The sequence below is a fragment of the Rhizobium sp. WSM409 genome, from assembly GCF_057653825.1.
In genome coordinates this window covers 586,339-603,871 of record NZ_CM172794.1, presented here as the reverse complement: position 1 = coordinate 603,871, position 17,533 = coordinate 586,339, and the positions used below count along the sequence as shown (strand labels likewise).

At 61.6% G+C, this 17,533-nt stretch carries 16 protein-coding genes; 5 read left to right on the top strand and 11 right to left on the bottom strand.

Translation table 11 applies throughout. The features are described from left to right. Positions 1-178: 178 nt before the first annotated feature. From AC25BC_RS02895 to AC25BC_RS02855, 9 genes are all read right to left on the bottom strand, one after another. Entirely contained in the window at positions 179-640 is a 462-nt protein-coding gene (locus AC25BC_RS02895) for a plant virulence effector HPE1-like domain-containing protein (protein ID WP_128440046.1), read from the bottom strand. 99 nt (positions 641-739) lie between these two features. Further along, on the bottom strand, positions 740-2,017 hold the full coding sequence (purD, locus tag AC25BC_RS02890) for a phosphoribosylamine--glycine ligase (protein ID WP_128440045.1): 1,278 nt from the start codon (positions 2,015-2,017) through the stop codon (positions 740-742). Between the two features lie 65 nt (positions 2,018-2,082). Beyond that, positions 2,083-4,017, bottom strand: a complete 1,935-nt coding sequence (locus AC25BC_RS02885; RefSeq protein ID WP_128440044.1) for a DUF2207 domain-containing protein — start codon at positions 4,015-4,017, stop codon at positions 2,083-2,085. 36 nt (positions 4,018-4,053) lie between these two features. Continuing rightward, the gene (locus AC25BC_RS02880) at positions 4,054-5,316 is read right to left on the bottom strand and encodes a 3-phosphoshikimate 1-carboxyvinyltransferase (protein WP_128407655.1); all 1,263 of its coding nucleotides are present in this window, start codon (positions 5,314-5,316) and stop codon (positions 4,054-4,056) included. An 89-nt stretch (positions 5,317-5,405) separates the two neighbouring features. After that, positions 5,406-5,957: a LemA family protein gene (locus tag AC25BC_RS02875; RefSeq protein ID WP_012756255.1), complete on the bottom strand. Its 552-nt coding sequence runs from the start codon at positions 5,955-5,957 to the stop codon at positions 5,406-5,408. Positions 5,958-6,071: 114 nt separating this feature from the next. Next, on the bottom strand, positions 6,072-7,895 hold the full coding sequence (locus tag AC25BC_RS02870; RefSeq protein ID WP_012756254.1) for a DUF2207 family protein: 1,824 nt from the start codon (positions 7,893-7,895) through the stop codon (positions 6,072-6,074). A 94-nt stretch (positions 7,896-7,989) separates the two neighbouring features. Then, positions 7,990-8,946 carry a glycine--tRNA ligase subunit alpha gene (locus tag AC25BC_RS02865; RefSeq protein ID WP_128407654.1) on the bottom strand — a complete coding sequence of 319 codons (957 nt, stop codon included), beginning with the start codon at positions 8,944-8,946 and terminating at the stop codon, positions 7,990-7,992. Positions 8,947-9,312: 366 nt separating this feature from the next. Next, complete coding sequence (locus tag AC25BC_RS02860; RefSeq protein WP_128440043.1) at positions 9,313-9,504, bottom strand: hypothetical protein; 192 nt, start codon at positions 9,502-9,504, stop codon at positions 9,313-9,315. A gap of 18 nt (positions 9,505-9,522) precedes the next feature. Next, entirely contained in the window at positions 9,523-10,383 is an 861-nt protein-coding gene (locus AC25BC_RS02855; protein ID WP_012756253.1) for a S49 family peptidase, read from the bottom strand. A 169-nt stretch (positions 10,384-10,552) separates the two neighbouring features. Here AC25BC_RS02855 and AC25BC_RS02850 point away from each other — a divergent pair, with 169 nt between their 5' ends. Continuing rightward, the gene (locus AC25BC_RS02850; protein ID WP_012756252.1) at positions 10,553-11,893 is read left to right on the top strand and encodes an Nramp family divalent metal transporter; all 1,341 of its coding nucleotides are present in this window, start codon (positions 10,553-10,555) and stop codon (positions 11,891-11,893) included. Between the two features lie 30 nt (positions 11,894-11,923). Here the strand turns inward: AC25BC_RS02850 and AC25BC_RS02845 are convergent, their stop codons facing one another. Together AC25BC_RS02845 and AC25BC_RS02840 are read right to left on the bottom strand one after the other, a co-directional pair. Beyond that, positions 11,924-12,694 (bottom strand): tRNA1(Val) (adenine(37)-N6)-methyltransferase, encoded by a 771-nt coding sequence (locus AC25BC_RS02845; RefSeq protein WP_128440042.1) that lies wholly within the window; start codon positions 12,692-12,694, stop codon positions 11,924-11,926. Positions 12,695-12,700: 6 nt separating this feature from the next. After that, entirely contained in the window at positions 12,701-12,928 is a 228-nt protein-coding gene (locus tag AC25BC_RS02840) for a putative signal transducing protein (protein ID WP_003556924.1), read from the bottom strand. A gap of 108 nt (positions 12,929-13,036) precedes the next feature. Here AC25BC_RS02840 and AC25BC_RS02835 point away from each other — a divergent pair, with 108 nt between their 5' ends. From AC25BC_RS02835 to moaB, 4 genes are all read left to right on the top strand, one after another. Continuing rightward, positions 13,037-14,053, top strand: coding sequence for a polyprenyl synthetase family protein (locus AC25BC_RS02835; protein ID WP_128440041.1), 1,017 nt, complete (start codon positions 13,037-13,039; stop codon positions 14,051-14,053). Positions 14,054-14,186: 133 nt separating this feature from the next. Then, positions 14,187-16,019, top strand: a complete 1,833-nt coding sequence (locus AC25BC_RS02830) for a tetratricopeptide repeat protein (protein ID WP_012756250.1) — start codon at positions 14,187-14,189, stop codon at positions 16,017-16,019. 51 nt (positions 16,020-16,070) lie between these two features. Then, positions 16,071-16,982 (top strand): 4-(cytidine 5'-diphospho)-2-C-methyl-D-erythritol kinase, encoded by a 912-nt coding sequence (locus AC25BC_RS02825; protein WP_128440040.1) that lies wholly within the window; start codon positions 16,071-16,073, stop codon positions 16,980-16,982. Then, positions 16,982-17,533: a molybdenum cofactor biosynthesis protein B gene (moaB, locus tag AC25BC_RS02820; protein WP_012756248.1), complete on the top strand. Its 552-nt coding sequence runs from the start codon at positions 16,982-16,984 to the stop codon at positions 17,531-17,533. The genes AC25BC_RS02825 and moaB overlap by 1 nt, the downstream gene beginning before the upstream one ends.

Here is a 17,533-nt window from a genome sequence, read left to right as displayed (position 1 = left end):
TTCAGCTTGTGATTGCGCATAAACAAGAATGCACCCTCGCTGCTCATCGAGGGTGCATTCGGTCCACCGGTGGTGGAACCCCAATCGATCGAAAACTTGATCAGGCAGGGGCAGGGAACTTATTTGTTTTGGGCAATTCCGGACGGAAATCGCTTCGCACTTTTCCTGGAGGTTGCTCCTAGAAACGCAGCTTGAATTCGGAAGCGTTAAGAGCTGCCGGTTGTTCCGTCATGCCTGCTGCAACAGGCCTGGCGTCGCCGCCAATGACGGCCGCGGTCGTCGCATTCATGTCGATGCCGTCTACCGGCGCCGCCGGCGGCGCGGCCGCAATCATGGATTCAGGCGTCGCCTTGCTGACGAAGACGACCGGCGAGCCGCCCATCCAGCCTTCGGTGCGATAGATCTTCTTTTCGCCGCCGACATCGCGGACTTCACTCGCCTGGAGGACGCCGGGTTTCAGCTCCGGCACCGTATAGTCCCTCTTGGTCAACTCGGCCTGGAGCGGCGGGCAATGGGCGCAGCTTTCGGTGACGATGCTGCTTTCAGCGCGCGGCGCGGTCTTGCCGACCACCTCTATCGAGGACGCCATCACAGGGCCTGCCATCAGCAGGATTGCCGCACCGAGGAAAATCTGACGCATCAATGCCACTCCGTCTCATCTTGGGAGCAAATTAGCGCAGCTTTGTTTCCATCCCGTCAGGGGAAAGGGTAAAAATTTAAAGAACGGGCCGGTTTATACTCATACCGAGCCAGTTTCGCGCTCGATCGCCCGCCAGCCGATGTCGCGCCGGCAGAAGCCGTTTTCCCATCTCACCCTGTCAAGCAGCGCGTATGCGCGGTCCTTGGCCTCGGCGACCGTGCCGCCTGACGCGGTGACATTCAGCACACGGCCGCCGGTCGCAACCAGCGCGCCGTCCTTCAGACCCGTGCCGGCATGAAACACCTTCTCGCCCTTGCCTGCGTCCGGCAGGGAAAGGATCGGCGTGTTCTTGTCGTAGGCGCCCGGATAACCCTTCGAGGCCATGACCACCGTCAGTGCCGGATCGTCGTTCCATTCGGCCTTGACCTGATCGAGCGTGCCGTTGGCGGTGGCGAGCAGCAGCGGCAGGAGATCGCTCTTCAACCGCATCATCATCACCTGGCATTCGGGATCGCCGAAGCGGACATTGTATTCGATCAGCTCCGGCCCCTTCTTGGTGATCATCAGCCCGGCGAAAAAGACACCGGAGAAAGGATGACCACTCTCGGCCATGCCGCGCATCGTCGGTTCGATGATCTCTTTCATGGTGCGCTCGACCATTTCGGCGGTCATCACAGGCGCCGGCGAATAGGCGCCCATGCCGCCGGTATTGACGCCGGTATCGCCCTCGCCCACCCGCTTGTGATCCTGGGCGGTTGCAAGCGGCAGCGCATGTTTGCCATCGCAGAGGCAGAAGAAGCTCGCTTCCTCGCCATCGAGATAAGCTTCGACGACGACTTCGGCGCCGGCAGCACCAAAGGCGCCCTCGAAGCAGTCGTCGACCGCGGCCAAAGCTTCATCGAGCGTCATCGCAACCGTCACGCCCTTGCCGGCGGCAAGACCATCGGCCTTGACGACGATCGGCACGCCCTCGGCGCGGATATAGGCTTTGGCCTTCGGTCCATTGTTGAAGCGCTGGTAGGCGCCTGTCGGAATGCCGTAGCGGGCGCAGATGTCCTTGGTGAAACCTTTGGAACCCTCGAGCTGGGCTGCGGCAGCGGAGGGACCGAAGACCGCCAGGCCATCGGCGCGCAGCCGGTCGGCGAGGCCGGCAACCAGCGGCGCTTCCGGGCCGACGACGACGAAATCGATCGCCTTGTCCTTGCAGAAGGCCACGACCGCTTCGTGATCCTCGATGTCAACCGGCACGAGCACGGCGTGTTCGGCAATGCCGGGATTGCCGGGTGCGGCGTAGAATTCGCTCATCAGCGGCGATTGCGCCAGCTTCCAGGCGAGCGCGTGCTCGCGTCCGCCCGATCCGATCAACAGAACCTTCATGCGCGACCCTTTCCTTTTCTGTCTGGCGGTTAAGGGCCAAGGGCCGAAAGGTCAAGCGGGAAAGCTTACCAGCCCCCGCCTCCCCCACCTCCGCCACCGCCGCCGGACGAGCCGCCGCCGGAAAAACCGGAGGATGAACTTGAGGGCGGCGGCGCGGGTATCGTCGACGCGATGGTCGAGGCCATGGACGAGGAAAAACCACCGATACGATCGGAAAAGCTGCCGCTGTTGAAATTGCCGGCATACCAGGCGGGCGCATAGGCTGCAGCCGCACCGGCAGCGGCTGCAGCAAGCCAGGTCTCGAAGGTGCGTGACCAGGGTTTTTCGACGCCGAGCGCCACCGCATAGGGCAGCAGCGTCTCGAAATGCCGTGGCGACATTTCCGGGGCGCCGGCCGTGTTCATCCGGTCCTTCTCGGCAAGCGTCAGATATTGGCGCAGGCCGTCTATGCCATCCATCATCTTGGCGCCGAGCGGGGTCGGTGCACCCATGATGAAGACATAGAGGATGTTGAGCAGCACGATGCCGCCGACGGCAAACAGCATCGGCGTTTCGTGCAGTTCCACCAGCGACGAGGCAAGCGCCAGCACCATGGTCGCCAGGATGCTGATGCCGACGAAGACGCCGATCGCGGCGGAGATGATGGCGATGATCTTACCGAACAGCGACTTGCCGCGATGCAGCGACCTGACGAGGCCGGCGGCGAACACCGCAACGAAGACCGAAATGGCGATCGGGATCAGCATCAGCGCGATGGTATCCGGCGCCAGCGAACCGAAGACGAACAGGATCACTAGGGCTGCGGCGCTGAGCACGATGCCGCCGGCGGTATAGCCGAGGTTGGAATTGTAATATTTGCCGCGATGTTCTTTCTCGATCGCCGAGCGAAAGGCCTGGCCGACGGACTTCACCCGCTCGCCATTGGCCTTGTCGATCGTCAGCGTCGAACCGGCGCCGCCGGCGACCTTCAGCAATTCGATTTCACCGGCCTGGAATTTCTCCTTGCCGAGTGGCTTGCCGGTGCCTTGAATGACAATCGAATTCTTCAGGTCTTCGAGCTTGACGTAACCGCGGACGGCAAGATTGAGCGCGGTGGCGGACAGCGCCGTCCAGCCCTCGCCGGAGAAGCCCTTATTGTCGATATAGTTGACCAGCGCCGGCGAGATACCATCAGGCGCGTCCCAGCGCGGCACGACGACGCCACGGGCAGGATCGCGGCCGACCTTCAGCCAGGAGCGCGTGTAATATGCCAAAACCAGGAGCAGACCGCCGAAGCCGATGAAATAATTGCGGTTGTCCTTCAGCCACCAGGTGCTTTCCATATCCGCGCTCGGCGGATCGATCGAACCCTTCGGCATGCGGATCGCGAAGGTCAGGCCTTCGTGGGCATCAAGCGGCGCAATGGTGGAAAAGACCAGGCCAGCGCCGCTCTCGCTGACGCGGGCATTCTTTTCCGTCGCGCCCTGGGGGCCGGTGAAGAAGGTCGTCTCCGTCGCGCCGACGCCGGGCGGCAGCTTCACCGTCGCGGTGGCCGAGCGGATCGGGAAGATCCAGCCATTGCCGGTGACGTTCCAATAGAGTTCGTCGTGATCGTCGAAATAGCGGATCTGGCGATTGGTCCTGTAGGTGAAGACGTATCGATGACGGCCCGGCGTCACGGTCACATCGGCAGAACCGGCATAGATGCGGATGCCGCCTGATATCGATTCGGTGTGCCAGGGCTCGTTATCGCCATCGCGCTGGACCGACACCATATCGAAATCAACGCTGCGGCGGCGGCCCGCGGCATCGGTGAAATAGAGCGGGAAATCACGGAAGATGCCGTGGTTGATCTGATTGCCTTCGGCATTGACGGTGATCGTTTCCGTCACCGTCATCGCACCGCTTTTTTCGAGCGTAATGTCGGAGGCGAAACTGTCGATCACCTCGGCGGCAAAGGCCACCGGGGCGGCGAGCATCAACAGCAGTGCAAAGCAAAATCCGAAAAACCGACGCCCCATCCCTGTCTCCCCGCCGGCAGCCTCGGCTGCGTTTCGTCAATCGTTGTCCTGATAGGTCACGCCGAGTGCTGCCAGCGTCCGCCAATAGGCGGGGAAGGTCTTGCCGACGCAATCGGGATCGAGAATGGTGATGCCGTCGATCTTCAGCCCGGCGAGCGCGAAACTCATGGCGATGCGATGATCGGCGAAGCTGTCGATCTCCGCCGGCAGATGCCTGCCCGCAAGTGCGGGATCGGATTGCACGATCAGATCGTCGCCTTCTTCGCGGGCGAGCCCTGAAACAATGCGGTTGAGGCCGGTCGAGAGCGCCCGGATGCGATCGCATTCCTTGACGCGCAGATTGGCGATGCCGACGAAGCGAACCGGCGTCTGGTTGAAGGCGGCAAGCACGGCAAGGGTCGGAACGGCATCCTGCATCTGCGAGCCGTCGATCTCTGCCGGCAGATGCGGGAATTTGGCGATGATGTCATAGGCGCGCGCATCCGGCTGCGAGAAGGTATCGGAGGGAACACCGAGATCGATCGCGCCGCCGGTCAGGACCTCGGCGGCCCAGAGATAGGTCGCAGCCGAAGCATCGGGCTCGACGATGAAGTCGGCGGCGCGGTAGCCGGTCGGCTCGACGCGCCAGGTGACCGGGCTGGTCTTCTCGACCTTGGCGCCGAAAGCCTTCATCGCCGCGGTGGTCAGATCGATATAGCCGAGCGCGCCGATATCTTCGCCGACGAGTTCGATGTCGACCGGCCGGTCGCCGCCGGCCGCCATCATCAGCAGCGCCGAAACATATTGGCTGGACAGGCCACCATCGATGCGGATGCGGTCGGCCTGGAAGCGGCCGGTGCCCTTGACGGTGACCGGCGGGCAACCGGTCTCCGCACTCACGTCGATGCCGAGCGTGCGCATCGCCTCGACCAGCGGGCCGATCGGGCGCTTGCGCATATGTTCGTCGCCATCGACGATGACGGTGCCGTCGACCAGAGCCGCTGCCGCCGTCAGGAAGCGTGTCGCCGTGCCGGCATTGCCGAGAAAGAGTGGTGCCTTCGGCGACAGCAGCCTGCCGCTGCCCGTGACGACGAAGGTGGTATCGTCAGGCTCGTCGATCGAAACCCCCATGGCACGCAGCGCTTCGGCCATATACAGCGTATCGTCGCTCTTCAGCGCCCCGGTCAGTCGGCTGGTGCCCTTCGCAAGGCCCGCGAGCAGCAGGGCGCGATTGGTGATCGACTTGGAGCCCGGCGGCATGGCGCGGCCCGAAAGCGGCTTGCCCGGCGGGATGATCGTGAGTTTGGCTGTGCGTGTCATGCTGTTCTTCCGTCCATAAGGCGACCATTACCGGCCGCAATCTGCCCTTGCTCTTAATCGCTTTCTGGCAAAGGCAAAATGCCGGATCGTCAGAATTTCACGGTGGGGACGGCGCGGTCGGCTTCGTTGGTGATTTCGAAATATTCCCGCTTGGCAAAGCCGAACTGGCCGGCGACGAGATTGGACGGGAAGCTTTCGACCTTGACGTTCAGGTCGCGGGCCGCACCGTTGTAATAACGCCGCGCCATCTGCAGTTCGCCTTCCATGGTTTCCAGCGAGGCCTGCAGCTCGGCAAAGTTCTGGTTGGCCTTGAGATCCGGATAGGCCTCGGCAAGCGCGATGACGCGGCCGAGCGCCTGGCCGAGCAGACCTTCCGCCTGCGCCCTGCCGGCCACATCGCCTGATGGCACGGCCTGCGCCTTGTTGCGGAGCTCAACCACCTCTTCCAGCGTCGACTTTTCATGAGCGGCATAACCCTTGACCGTCTCGATAAGGTTCGGGATCAGGTCGGCGCGGCGCTTGAGCTGGACGTCGATGCCCGACCAGGCTTCTTCCGCCATCTGTCGCGCGCGAACCAGGCCGTTGTAAATGAAGACGAGATAGAGAGCGATGACAACGATAATAGCGAGTATCACATACATGCAGATGAGCTCCCCCGATTTGATGATCGCACGTTAGTGATTCGGCATAACAAAGTCATCTTGGCGCAGTCATTCTTTGACTGATTTCGATCAGACTTTGAAAATACCGCTCGTCTAAGAACTTATTCGCCAATCCGGAGCATAGGCATCCATCTTCTCGCTCTCTCGCCAGAGGTTGAAACGTTCGGTCCAGCGTTGCTCGACACCAAGCGCGACGGCGAAGGGCAGATGGTGCTCGTAGCATTCGATCGACATTGGCGGGCCATCGATCTCACCGTGGAAATAACGATGCAAACTGAGGATGTGATTGCGGATCTGCCGCTGCTTCGACGTTGGCATGCGCAGCATCGCCAAAACGGCGATAATGCCGGCAATGTGCAGCAAGATCGCCACCAGATATGGCTGCTGTTCGCCGATCACCTCGGTCGTGCCGATATAGCAAAGTGCAACAATCAGTATCGCCGGAAGACCCACAAACAAACTAATCGCCTGTTTGAACTGCTCGGAGGTGCCGGTGGCCACGGGAAACCGCTCTGGATGGCGGAACATTGTTACCACCAGAAAAACAATGAGCAATATCCCGCAGATGGCCGCGGAAAAAATCAAGAGGCCCGACAAATAGGCAGTGGCAATGCCAAGAACTAGAATTGTAGCCGAAGTCGTCAACGCTGCTCGATCTGCGCCGCCTCTAACTTTCCAATATTCCTCGGCGACTATCTGGTGCAAGTCACGTTCGAAACCATACAGGGCATATACGACGGTGCGCCGATCATTGACGGGCCGCTCTCCTTCAATTCGACCAAATACCGAACGTGTCACAGCTGGAAGACCATACCATCTGGCGCGCGCCACCTTGCCCTTCTTGCGCACCTGCCTGGCAGACAAATCCGAAGCTTCAGCATTCTCCCCAAGGCCAGAAATGCGAAGCAGTCTCTTCGTTGCGAGATGGCAGACAGACGCCATGAAGGCCGCCTTTGCAGTATCCGGCTTCCAGTTCCAAAACACATAGGCGGCTAAAGCAGGCGAGATGCTCTCCGTCTTCTTGCTATCGCCAGCAATTGAAGGTGCAGGCAATCGCCAGCCCTGCCCCAATCTCATGAGGACAAACAGACCGGCGATGAGCGGTCCCAAAATGCTTATGAATGGGAGAAAGTGATCGGAAAGCCACCACTGCACCCGCTCGCCGCTCGTTACGGTCACAAAGGTCCCTGCGGGATATTCGATCTCGATGTCCGGCAGCTTTCGATCCGCTTTACCTACTGGAATAGATACCAAGATCTCATTCGGTGCGCTCCGCGTAATGTCATAGCCCGCCGCCCGATCCTGTTGCGAGGGGCGTACCGTTCCGCCCGGCGGCAGCTTCAGAGTAAGCGTTTTTTTCGCTCCCTGGCCGTGCACGCGGCCCATATAGGCCGGCAGGAAGAGAACCTCGTGATCGCCTTCCTGACGAACCAGGCGTCCGAGCCAGTAAGCGATCTGGATCTTTGTAACACCGGTGAGCAGATCTGCAGAACAGCTTTTGCAGTGCTCCGCTCCTATGTAAACCGAATAGCCCGGCACATTGTTTTCTTTGAAATAATATTCGTCGATTCCGTCACGCCGGGCTGCGGCCAGTTCGAAATCGCGCCAGTGAACACCACCTGACGCATCCGTGAAACGTTGAGGGATATCAACGTAGACGCCGCCGTAATTTTCCGCCTTTTTGACCAAAATGTCGAAGTGTTCCGACACAAACGCACTGCCGTCGGTATAGACTTCGATCGTAGTGTTTGCCGAATAGACGGTGAATTCTTTGTCGAAATTGCTGCACGAAGTCAGGACGAACAGCATGGCGCATAAGATGGGCCATGCTAAAAGGCGCAACATCCTGGGGGCGGAATTTTCATACAAAAGTTTAAAGTAAAGAATACCGCTCTTCAAAAGAGATACCGAAGCCATACGTGATCGCAACACCCACAAGACATGTGGGGGCGGTTTGCGCAATACAAAAGAAGCGGAGCGACGGAAGCGACGGAAATTTTCGAGACGGCTTTTACGCCGCCGCTTTCGAGAGATTGACGCCGCCGGCGTCGGTCAGCAGAAAGGCTTCGCCGCAGGCCTTGGCAAGCGTGCGAACGCGCAGGATATAGCTTTGGCGCTCGGTGACCGAGATGACGCCGCGGGCGTCGAGCAGGTTGAAGACATGGCTTGCCTTGATGCACTGGTCATAGGCCGGGAAGACGCATTTGTGCAGGCGCTGGTTGGCGTTGTCGCCGGGGGCGCCGGCATCGAGCAGCGCCCGGCATTCCTTCTCGGCATCGACGAAATGGCGGTGCAGCATCTCGGTATTGGCGAACTCGAAATTATGACGCGAATATTCCTGCTCGGCCTGCAGGAAGACATCGCCATAGCTGATCTTTTCGTCGCCGTCGCGGCCGTTGAAGTTCAGGTCGTAGACATTGTCGACGCCCTGGACATACATGGCGAGCCGTTCGAGACCATAGGTCAATTCGCCAGCGACCGGCGAGCATTCGATACCGCAGACCTGCTGGAAATAGGTGAATTGCGAGACTTCCATGCCGTCGCACCAGCATTCCCAGCCGAGGCCCCAGGCGCCGAGCGTCGGGCTTTCCCAGTCATCCTCGACGAAGCGGATGTCATGCAGCAGCGGATCGAGACCGATCGCCGCCAGCGAGCCGAGATAAAGCTCCTGCAGGTTTGGCGGGTTCGGCTTCAGGATGACCTGGTATTGGTAATAATGCTGCAGCCGGTTCGGGTTTTCGCCATAGCGGCCGTCGGACGGGCGCCGCGACGGCTGGACGTAAGCGGCCTTCCAGGGCTTGGGGCCGAGGGCGCGCAGCGTGGTGGCAGGGTGGAAGGTGCCGGCGCCGACTTCCATGTCATAGGGCTGCAGCACCGCGCAACCCTTGTCCGCCCAGTAATTATGCAGGGTCAGGATCAGCGCCTGGAAGGAGCGCTTCGGGTTCATATGGTCTGGGATAGCTGACATCGAACGGCACCGATTGCTTGGGATTTATCGGCGCGACAGGTGCCATGGAGGGCGGCGGGGGTCAAGACTTTTGCAGCGGCGGAGAGCCATCGAATGCCGATATGGAAGAGGAATTCTTTCTTGTGCTGTGGGGGGTGCCCCCCTCTGTCCTGCCGGACATCTCCCCCACAAAGGGGGAGATCGGCTGGGGGGAATGTGCCGGCTTTCATAACGGCTCCGCGCAGGCGTTCCGTTGTTTGAGGAAGCCTTAGCCACTTGCCGATCTCCCACCTGTGGGGGAGATGCCCGGCAGGGCAGAGGGGGGCTTCCACCTGCAGAGCGCCCGGAGCCATTGCCGGATGAGAGGCAAATGAGTGGCGACGCCTCTTATTCTCCCTCGCGCTTCAGCCGGTACTCTCCCGTCGCCGGGTCCTTGACCAGCGTGCCGATCGCGCCGGTCTGGCGCGCTTTTTCAGCACGGCGCGACTTTTCGGCGAGCTTGCGGGCATCGGAGACGAAGCGGCGGTAAAGCCACCAGGCTGAGAAGACCAGGATCAGAATAGTAATTAACTGCGGCATGCCCCTCTCTTGCTCCCTTCAAAGCCCGAAACGGCTCCACAATGCTCTTTCTTCCGCCGCTTCGACAAGCCCTGTCGCGAGACCGGATGCAGCGTCCTCGAGCGAAACCGGCGACACACCTGGAATCCGGCGGCCGAACAGGCCGCGGCCGGCGGTGACGAGCTCCAGTTTGGTCTTCTGGCCGTAGCGCCTCTTCAATTCCTGGCGCATATCGCCGAGGCCATCGATGAGGCCGAGTTCGAGGCCGCGCGTGCCGCTCCAGAACAGGCCGGAAAATACCGTCGCATCGTCCCTCAGCTTGCTGGCGCGACGTTCGCGCACCATGGAGATGAAGACCTGGTGGATTTCGAGCTGCAGGCTCTTCAGATACTCGATATCCTTTTCCTTTTCCGGCTGGAAGGGATCGAGGATCACCTTGTTTTCGCCCGCCGTATAGACGCGGCGTTCGACGCCGATCTTCTTCAAGAGTTCGGGAAAGCCGAAACCGCCGGAAACGACGCCGATCGAGCCGACGATGGAGGTGGCGTCGGCAATGATCTCGTCGCCGGCAAGCGCGATCATGTAACCGCCGGAGGCAGCGACATCCTCGACGAAGACCAGAACCTTCTTCTGTTTCTCACGGGCGAGCTCGCGAATGCGGGTGAAGATCAGGCGCGACTGGACGGGCGAGCCGCCCGGCGAATTGATGGAGATGGCGATCGCCGGCGCGTCCTTCATGGCGAAGGCCTTTTCCAGAACCGGAGAGACATTGGCGAGATTGAGGGTCGGTCGGAACTGGCCGCCGCCGCTGATAATCGCCCCTTGCAGCCGGACGACCGGAATGGTGATGCCGTCCTTGCGGAACCGTTTCGGCAGCAGTTTTCTCAAGAATCCGGCCATTTTCCATCCTTCGCTTCGGGTCGCACGATCGCCTCCATGTATGCGCTGGAACGGCAAACGCAATGGCCGCGTTCCTGAAAATAGCGGGTTTGAATTTGTTATTGCGAATGACTTGCATTATCATTCTAATTCGTCATAGTGCGCTGACGATAAAACAGGTGGAAATCGCATGGACGCCCTCAATCCGAATGCAAAGAACGGCTGGCGGCACGAACGCGGAGAAGCGTCGCTGTCGGATGTTTACCGCACCGTCGGTACTGGGCGTCACAGCTCGAGATGGCGAAGGGCGGCAGCCTTCGCCGGACCGGGCTACATGGTCGCCGTTGGCTATATGGACCCCGGCAACTGGGCGACCTCGCTCGCCGGCGGCTCGAAATTCGGCTATGCGCTGCTCACCGTCGCTCTGCTTTCCAACCTGATGGCGATCGTGCTGCAATCGCTCTGCGCGCGCCTGGCGATCGCCTCCGGCCGCGACCTCGCCCAGGCCTGCCGCGACGCCTTTCCGAAATATGTCTCGCTGCCGCTCTGGGCCTTTGCGGAAATCGCCATCATCGCCACCGATATCGCCGAGGTGATCGGCACGGCGATCGGCCTCAACCTGTTGATGGGCATCCCGCTCGAACTCGGCGTGCTGATCACCGCGCTCGACGTCTTCGTGATCCTCTTCCTGCAGAAGCTCGGCTTCCGCTGGGTGGAAGCCTTCATCATCGCGCTGCTCGGCGTTATCGCCGTCTGCTTCGGCGTGCAGATACTGCTGGCCGACCCGCAATGGGGCGCGGTCCTCACCGGCTTCTTCCCGACGACGGAGATCGTCACCAATCCCGAGATGCTCTATCTGGCGCTCGGCATTCTCGGCGCGACCGTCATGCCGCACAATCTCTACCTCCACTCCGGTATCGTGCAGACGCGGGCCTATGGCCATACGGTTCCCGAAAAGAGGGAGGCGCTCACCTTTGCGACGATCGACTCGACCGTCGCGCTCTGTTTCGCGCTGCTGATCAACGCCTCGATCCTGATCCTGGCTGCCGCCGCCTTCAATGCGCACGGCAAGACTGACGTCGTCGAACTCGGCGATGCCTATTCGCTGCTGTCGCCGCTGCTCGGCCTCGCCATCGCGCCGACGCTGTTCGGCATCGCGCTTCTCTGCTGCGGTCTCAACTCGACGGTGACGGCGACGCTTGCCGGCCAGATCGTCATGGAAGGCTTCCTCAAGATTCGGCTGAAGCCGTGGGTGCGCCGCCTGATTACCCGGGCCATCGCCATCGTGCCGGCAGCGATCGTCACCATCTGGTATGGCGACCAGGGCACGGCAGAGCTTTTGATCCTGACCCAGGTGGTGCTCAGCCTGCAGCTTTCCTTCGCCGTCTTCCCGCTGGTGATGTTCACCGCCAACAAAGCCAAGATGGGTGAACTCGTGGCACCGCGCTGGCTGAGTGGGGTTGCGTATCTGATCGCGATCGTCATCGCCGGGCTGAACGTCAAGCTGCTCTTCGACTTCGTCACCGGCTGAAGCATTTTTCAGGAAAAGTGTGGCGCCAGTCTAAAGCCTGGCATAGGCCGCCCGGCCATTATTGAAATCATCAACGAGAGGGGAGAACTTGTGGCTCCCCTCTTCGTGCATGATGAGGGCCGCACGCAGCGACAGCCTCGCCCGCGATCCCTTGATACCAGTTACCAGGATACGCACGGCGTTTTCACCCGGACGCGGATGGATGGCGGTGATCTCGATGCCGCCGAAGCGCCGGCCGCAGGCGGCGACGATCTCGGCGATCGACTGTGGCCTGGCGATCAGCGACAATTGCCCGCCTGATATCATGATGGCGCCGGCGGTGCGGATCCAGCTTTCGAACAGGCCGTCGGTCATCGCATGGGCTTCGGCCTTCAGCGCGTCCGGTGTGCGCCGGTCGCCGGCGTCGTTGAAGGGCGGGTTCATGATGACGTGGTGGAAGCTCTCATCGGTGAGCCCGGCATCGTTGCGCGCCTTGGCGGTCAGCGTCACATCGGCCTCGACGACGCTGACGCGGCCGGCGAGATGGGCATTGTCGGGCAAGAGGATGCTGCGGCGGGCATAATCGGCCATCTCGGCCGAGCGCTCGAAAAGCACGACTTGCGTATTGGCAAGCCGCGAGGCGACGGCAAGGCCGGCAGCGCCGGCGCCGGCGCCGAGATCGGCGACCCTGACCGGACGATCGTCGGCGACGAGCGCCGCAAGCAGCATCGCATCCATGCCGGAGCGATGACCCCTGCCCTTCGGCTGCACCACATGGAAGCCGCCGCGATGAAAGGCATCGACAGTGTCAGTGGCGGTCATCGGAGCTCACTTCCGCTCGCGCAGCTCGCCGCCGAGACCGGCATCGGTGAGGATGCGGCGCGCCTGATCGGCCATCTCCTCATCCACCAGCAGGCGGCGCGACAGCATGCCGAGCGAGCCTTCCAGCACGCTCATGCCCTGATCGGCGATGAAGCAGTGAATTCCGGCATCCTTCATCAAACTCTCGGCAAAGGAGAGCAGAACGGGGTCGTTGGCGCGGATAAGCTCATGCATTTGCCGTCGTTTTCCTTCCAATTTCGCTCAGCGCGACAATTCACCCCTTGCCGCGTCCATCGCCCCTTTCTATTGTCAGGTGCAATGAATGAATAGGAGTCCGGGTCGTTGGGCGTGGTCATACCGCTTGAAGAAAGCAAAAACAAACTGGCATCCATAAAGCCGCTGGTCGATCTCACCAGGGCGGATATGGAGCGAGTAAACCAGCTCATTCTGTCTAAGGCCGGCTCCGACGTGCATATGATCCCCGAAGTGGCGAACCATCTGATCTCGTCCGGCGGCAAGCGGCTACGGCCGATGCTGACGCTGGCTTCCGCCTCGCTGTTCGACTACAGGGGCGAAAACCACGTCAAGCTCGCCACATCGGTCGAGTTCATGCACACGGCAACGCTGCTGCACGACGATGTCGTCGACGAAAGCGATCTGCGCCGCGGCAAATCGACGGCGCGGATGATCTGGGGCAACCAGGCAAGCGTGCTGGTCGGCGACTTCCTGCTCGGCCAGGCCTTCCGGATGATGGTCGATGTCGGCTCGCTCGATGCGCTGGATGTCTTGTCTTCCGCCGCCTGCGTGATCGCCGAAGGCGAGGTGCTGCAGCTTTCCGTCGCCAAGAACATGGAGACGACGGAGGACGATTATCTCTCCGTCATCCGCGCCAAGACGGCGGCTCTCTTTGCCGCCGCCGCCGAAGTCGGGCCAATCGTCGCCGAGGCCGGCCGGTCCGGCCGCAATGCGCTGAAATCCTACGGCATGAATCTCGGGCTCGCCTTCCAGCTGGTCGACGACGCGCTCGACTATGGCGGCAAGGCGGCCGATCTCGGCAAGAATGTCGGCGACGATTTCCGCGAGGGCAAGATCACCCTGCCGGTCATTCTCGCCTATCGCCGCGGCACCGAGGACGAGCGCGCCTTCTGGCGCGATGCGATCGAAGCCGGCAACAGCACTGACGCAAACCTCGAAAAAGCGCTGGGGCTGATCACCAAATATGGCACGCTGAGCGACACGATCGGCCGCGCGATCCATTACGGCACGATCGCACGGGATGCGCTTGCGCCCCTTCCCGATACGGTCTGGAAATCCGCCCTGATGGAAGTGATCGACTTCTGCGTCGAGCGCGTCAATTGATCAAACGTCCTTGATCGCAGGCTGATTTTCTTGCGGCGCCGCTTCAAAAAAGCCATCCTGTTATGAATCAGTGATCGCAACTTGTTTTGCGACCGGCACATTGTCCGGGACGCTGTCGAAGAAAGGTTTCCTAATGCGGCAGAGACTTGCCATCCGTCTTCTTACGAGCGCAGCGCTTGCCGCTGTCCTTTCGCTCAGCGGTGTCGGCGGCGCGAACGCCGAGGATGCGGCCAAGACAGACGATGCCGGCACGGCCGTTCACTTTGATGCGGACAGCGTCACCACTTTCTCCGGCGCCTTCCTCGCCGCGCGCACGGCCGATGTCGATCATGACTACGAAACCGCGATCGAACTCTACAAGAAGGCGCTGCAGATCGAGCCCGGCAATCCCGAGATTCGCCAGCGGCTGATGATCTCGCTGCTGCTAAATGGCGATATCAAGGACGGCGTCAAATATGCCAACGACCTGAAGGGCGATCCTTCCGTCGAGCGCATCACCACGATCGTGCGCGGCATGGATGCCGTGCGCCGCGACGACTACAAGTCCGCCGAGGCCATCCTGAAATATAAGGGGCCAAACGATCTCGACCGGATGATGAACGACCTGCTGCTCGCCTGGGCCCGCGTCGGCGCCGGCCGCGGTAAGGAAGCGCTCACCATGGTCGAGAAGATGAAGGGCCCGGACTGGTTCCGCATCTTCCAGAATTACAATGCCGGCGCGATCGCCATCGTCACCGGCGACGTGAAATCCGCCCGCCAGCATCTGAACGATGCCGTGCTCGACAAGGAAGGCGGCGCGACGGCGCCCGACACCTTCATGCGCGCCGTGATGGCGCTTGCCCGCCTCGAAGCAACACAAGGCAATAAGCAGAAGGCGCTCGACGCCGTTTCCGTCGGCGACAACCTGCTGCCGAATTATGCGCCGCTGAACGCGCTGCGCGACAGTATCGAGAAGAACGAGAAGCAGGACCAGCAGGTCAAGACGGCCGAAGAGGGTGCTGCCGGCGTGCTCTTTTCGGTCGGCGGCGCGCTGAACCGCGACGGCGCCGAAGACATCGTCTCGCTGTATCTGCAGACGGCCAATGCGCTCGATCCGAACAGCGCCGATACGCTGGTGCTGCTTGGCGGCATTGCCGAGAAGCAGAACCAGATGGACCGCGCCATCGCGCTCTACAAGAAGGTGCCGGAGAATTCGCCGATGCGGCGCATCTCCGAGCTGCAGCTCGGCCTTGCGCTTGCCCAGGGCGGCAAGGTGGATGAGGCGCGCAAGCACCTGCAGGCGCTTATCACCTCCGACCCGAAGGACATCCGCAGTTACCTCGCCTATGGCAGCGTGCTCTCCGACGCCAAGGACTACCAGGCGATGGCCACGAATTACGACAAGGCCGTCGAAACGATCGGCCCCATTCCCGGCCGCGCCAACTGGAGCGTCTTCTTCCAGCGCGGCATCGCCTATGAGCGGCTGAAGAAGTGGGACCAGGCGGAACCGAACTTCCGCAAGGCGCTGGAGCTCAATCCCGACCAGCCGCAGGTGCTGAATTATCTCGGCTATTCCTGGATCGACATGAACCGGAACCTCGATGAAGGTCTCGGCATGATCAAGAAGGCCGTCGACCTTCGCCCTGACGACGGCTACATCATCGATTCGCTCGGCTGGGCCTATTTCCGCCTCAACCGCTTCGACGATGCCGTCGACGAGCTGGAGCGGGCCGCACAGATCAAGGCCGGCGACGCGACGATCAACGACCATCTCGGCGATGCCTATTGGCGCGTCGGGCGCAAGCTCGAGGCCGTCTACCAGTGGAACCGGGCGCTCGCCTCCGAGCCCGAAGCTGCCGAGATCCCGAAGATCAAGGACAAGGTCGCCAACGGCCTGCCTCCTGCCAGTGACGATGCCAAGGCGGCCGACAAGAAGCAGCCGGATCCGGCGCCCGTCACCCCGCCGCCGGTCGACAAGAAATCCTGACGGACCATGCCTGATGAGGGCGTGGCCGGCGTGAGATCAAAGAAATAGAGCATGATGTCGTCCGAAAACCGCTCACACTTTTCGGCATCATGCTCTAGCTTTTCCGAGGAAGCACGCGCGAAAATCAACCTGGCCCTGCATGTGACGGGCCAACGGCCGGATGGCTATCATCTGCTCGATATGCTGGTGACCTTCGCAGGTCACGGCGATCGGCTGGACTTCATGCGGTCGCCGACCGACGCATTGACCCTGTCCGGCCGTTTTGGCGAAACGCTTGCCGGCGACGGCGGCACCAACCTGGTGCTGAAGGCCCGCGACCTGCTGCGTGAGGTGGTCGGTCCCCTCGCCTTTCCCGTCCGCATCCATTTGGAAAAGAACCTGCCTGTTGCCTCCGGCATCGGCGGCGGCTCGGCCGATGCGGCCGCGACGCTGCGCGGGCTGATGCGGCTCTGGGGCACGACGTTATCGGCGGAGACGCTCGCAGCATTGGCTCTGAAGCTCGGCGCCGACGTGCCGATGTGCCTGGAGAGCCGGCCGCTGATTGCCCGCGGCATCGGCGAAAAGATCGAACCGGTGCCTGATCTGCCGGCCTTTGCCATGGTGCTTGCCAATCCGCTGAAGGGCGTCGCGACGCCTGAGGTTTTCCGCCGGCTGGCGACAAAGAACAATCCGGCCCTGAGCCTGGCTTTGAGCGGGTCTCAGGCTGCCGACTGGCTCGCGGCGATTGCTGCTGCCGGCAACGACCTGGAGCCGCCGGCGCGCGAACTCGTGCCCGAGATTGCGGCGATCTCGGCGATGCTGCAGGCTCGCGGCGCCCTGTTGACCCGCATGTCCGGTTCCGGCGCCACCTGTTTCGGCATCTTTGCGAGCATGACTGCTGCCGAAGGTGCGGCGGCAGCTCTTCACGACAAGCGCCCTGACTGGTATTTCCAGGCGACAGAAACGGTTTCGGGAGGCGCGTGATGGCAGGTCTGGACGAAAAGCGACCCTTCATCGCGGTCGGCATTGCGGTTTTGACGATCTCGGATACGCGCACGCCGGAGACGGACAAATCAGGCGACACGCTGGCGGCGCGGATCAGGGAGGCGGGGCACAGGCTGGTCGACCGGGGGATCGTGCCCGATGATCGCGAAAAGATTGCCGCGCGGGTGAAGGCCTGGACTGAGAACCAAGACATAGACGTCGTCATCACCACAGGCGGCACCGGCTTTACCGGCCGCGACGTGACGCCAGAGGCGCTGGAGCCTTTGTTCGAAAAGCGGATGGACGGCTTTTCCGCCATTTTCCACCGGATCTCCTACGAGAAGATCGGCACGGCGACGATCCAGTCGCGCGCCACGGCGGGCGTTGCCAACGCCACCTTTATCTTCGTGCTGCCGGGTTCGCCCGGCGCCTGCCGGGATGCCTGGGACGGCATTCTGAAAGGACAGCTCGACTATCGCAGCGCGCCGTGCAATTTCGTCGAGATCATGCCGCGGCTGGACGAGCACCTGAAACGCGGCGCGACGAAGTAG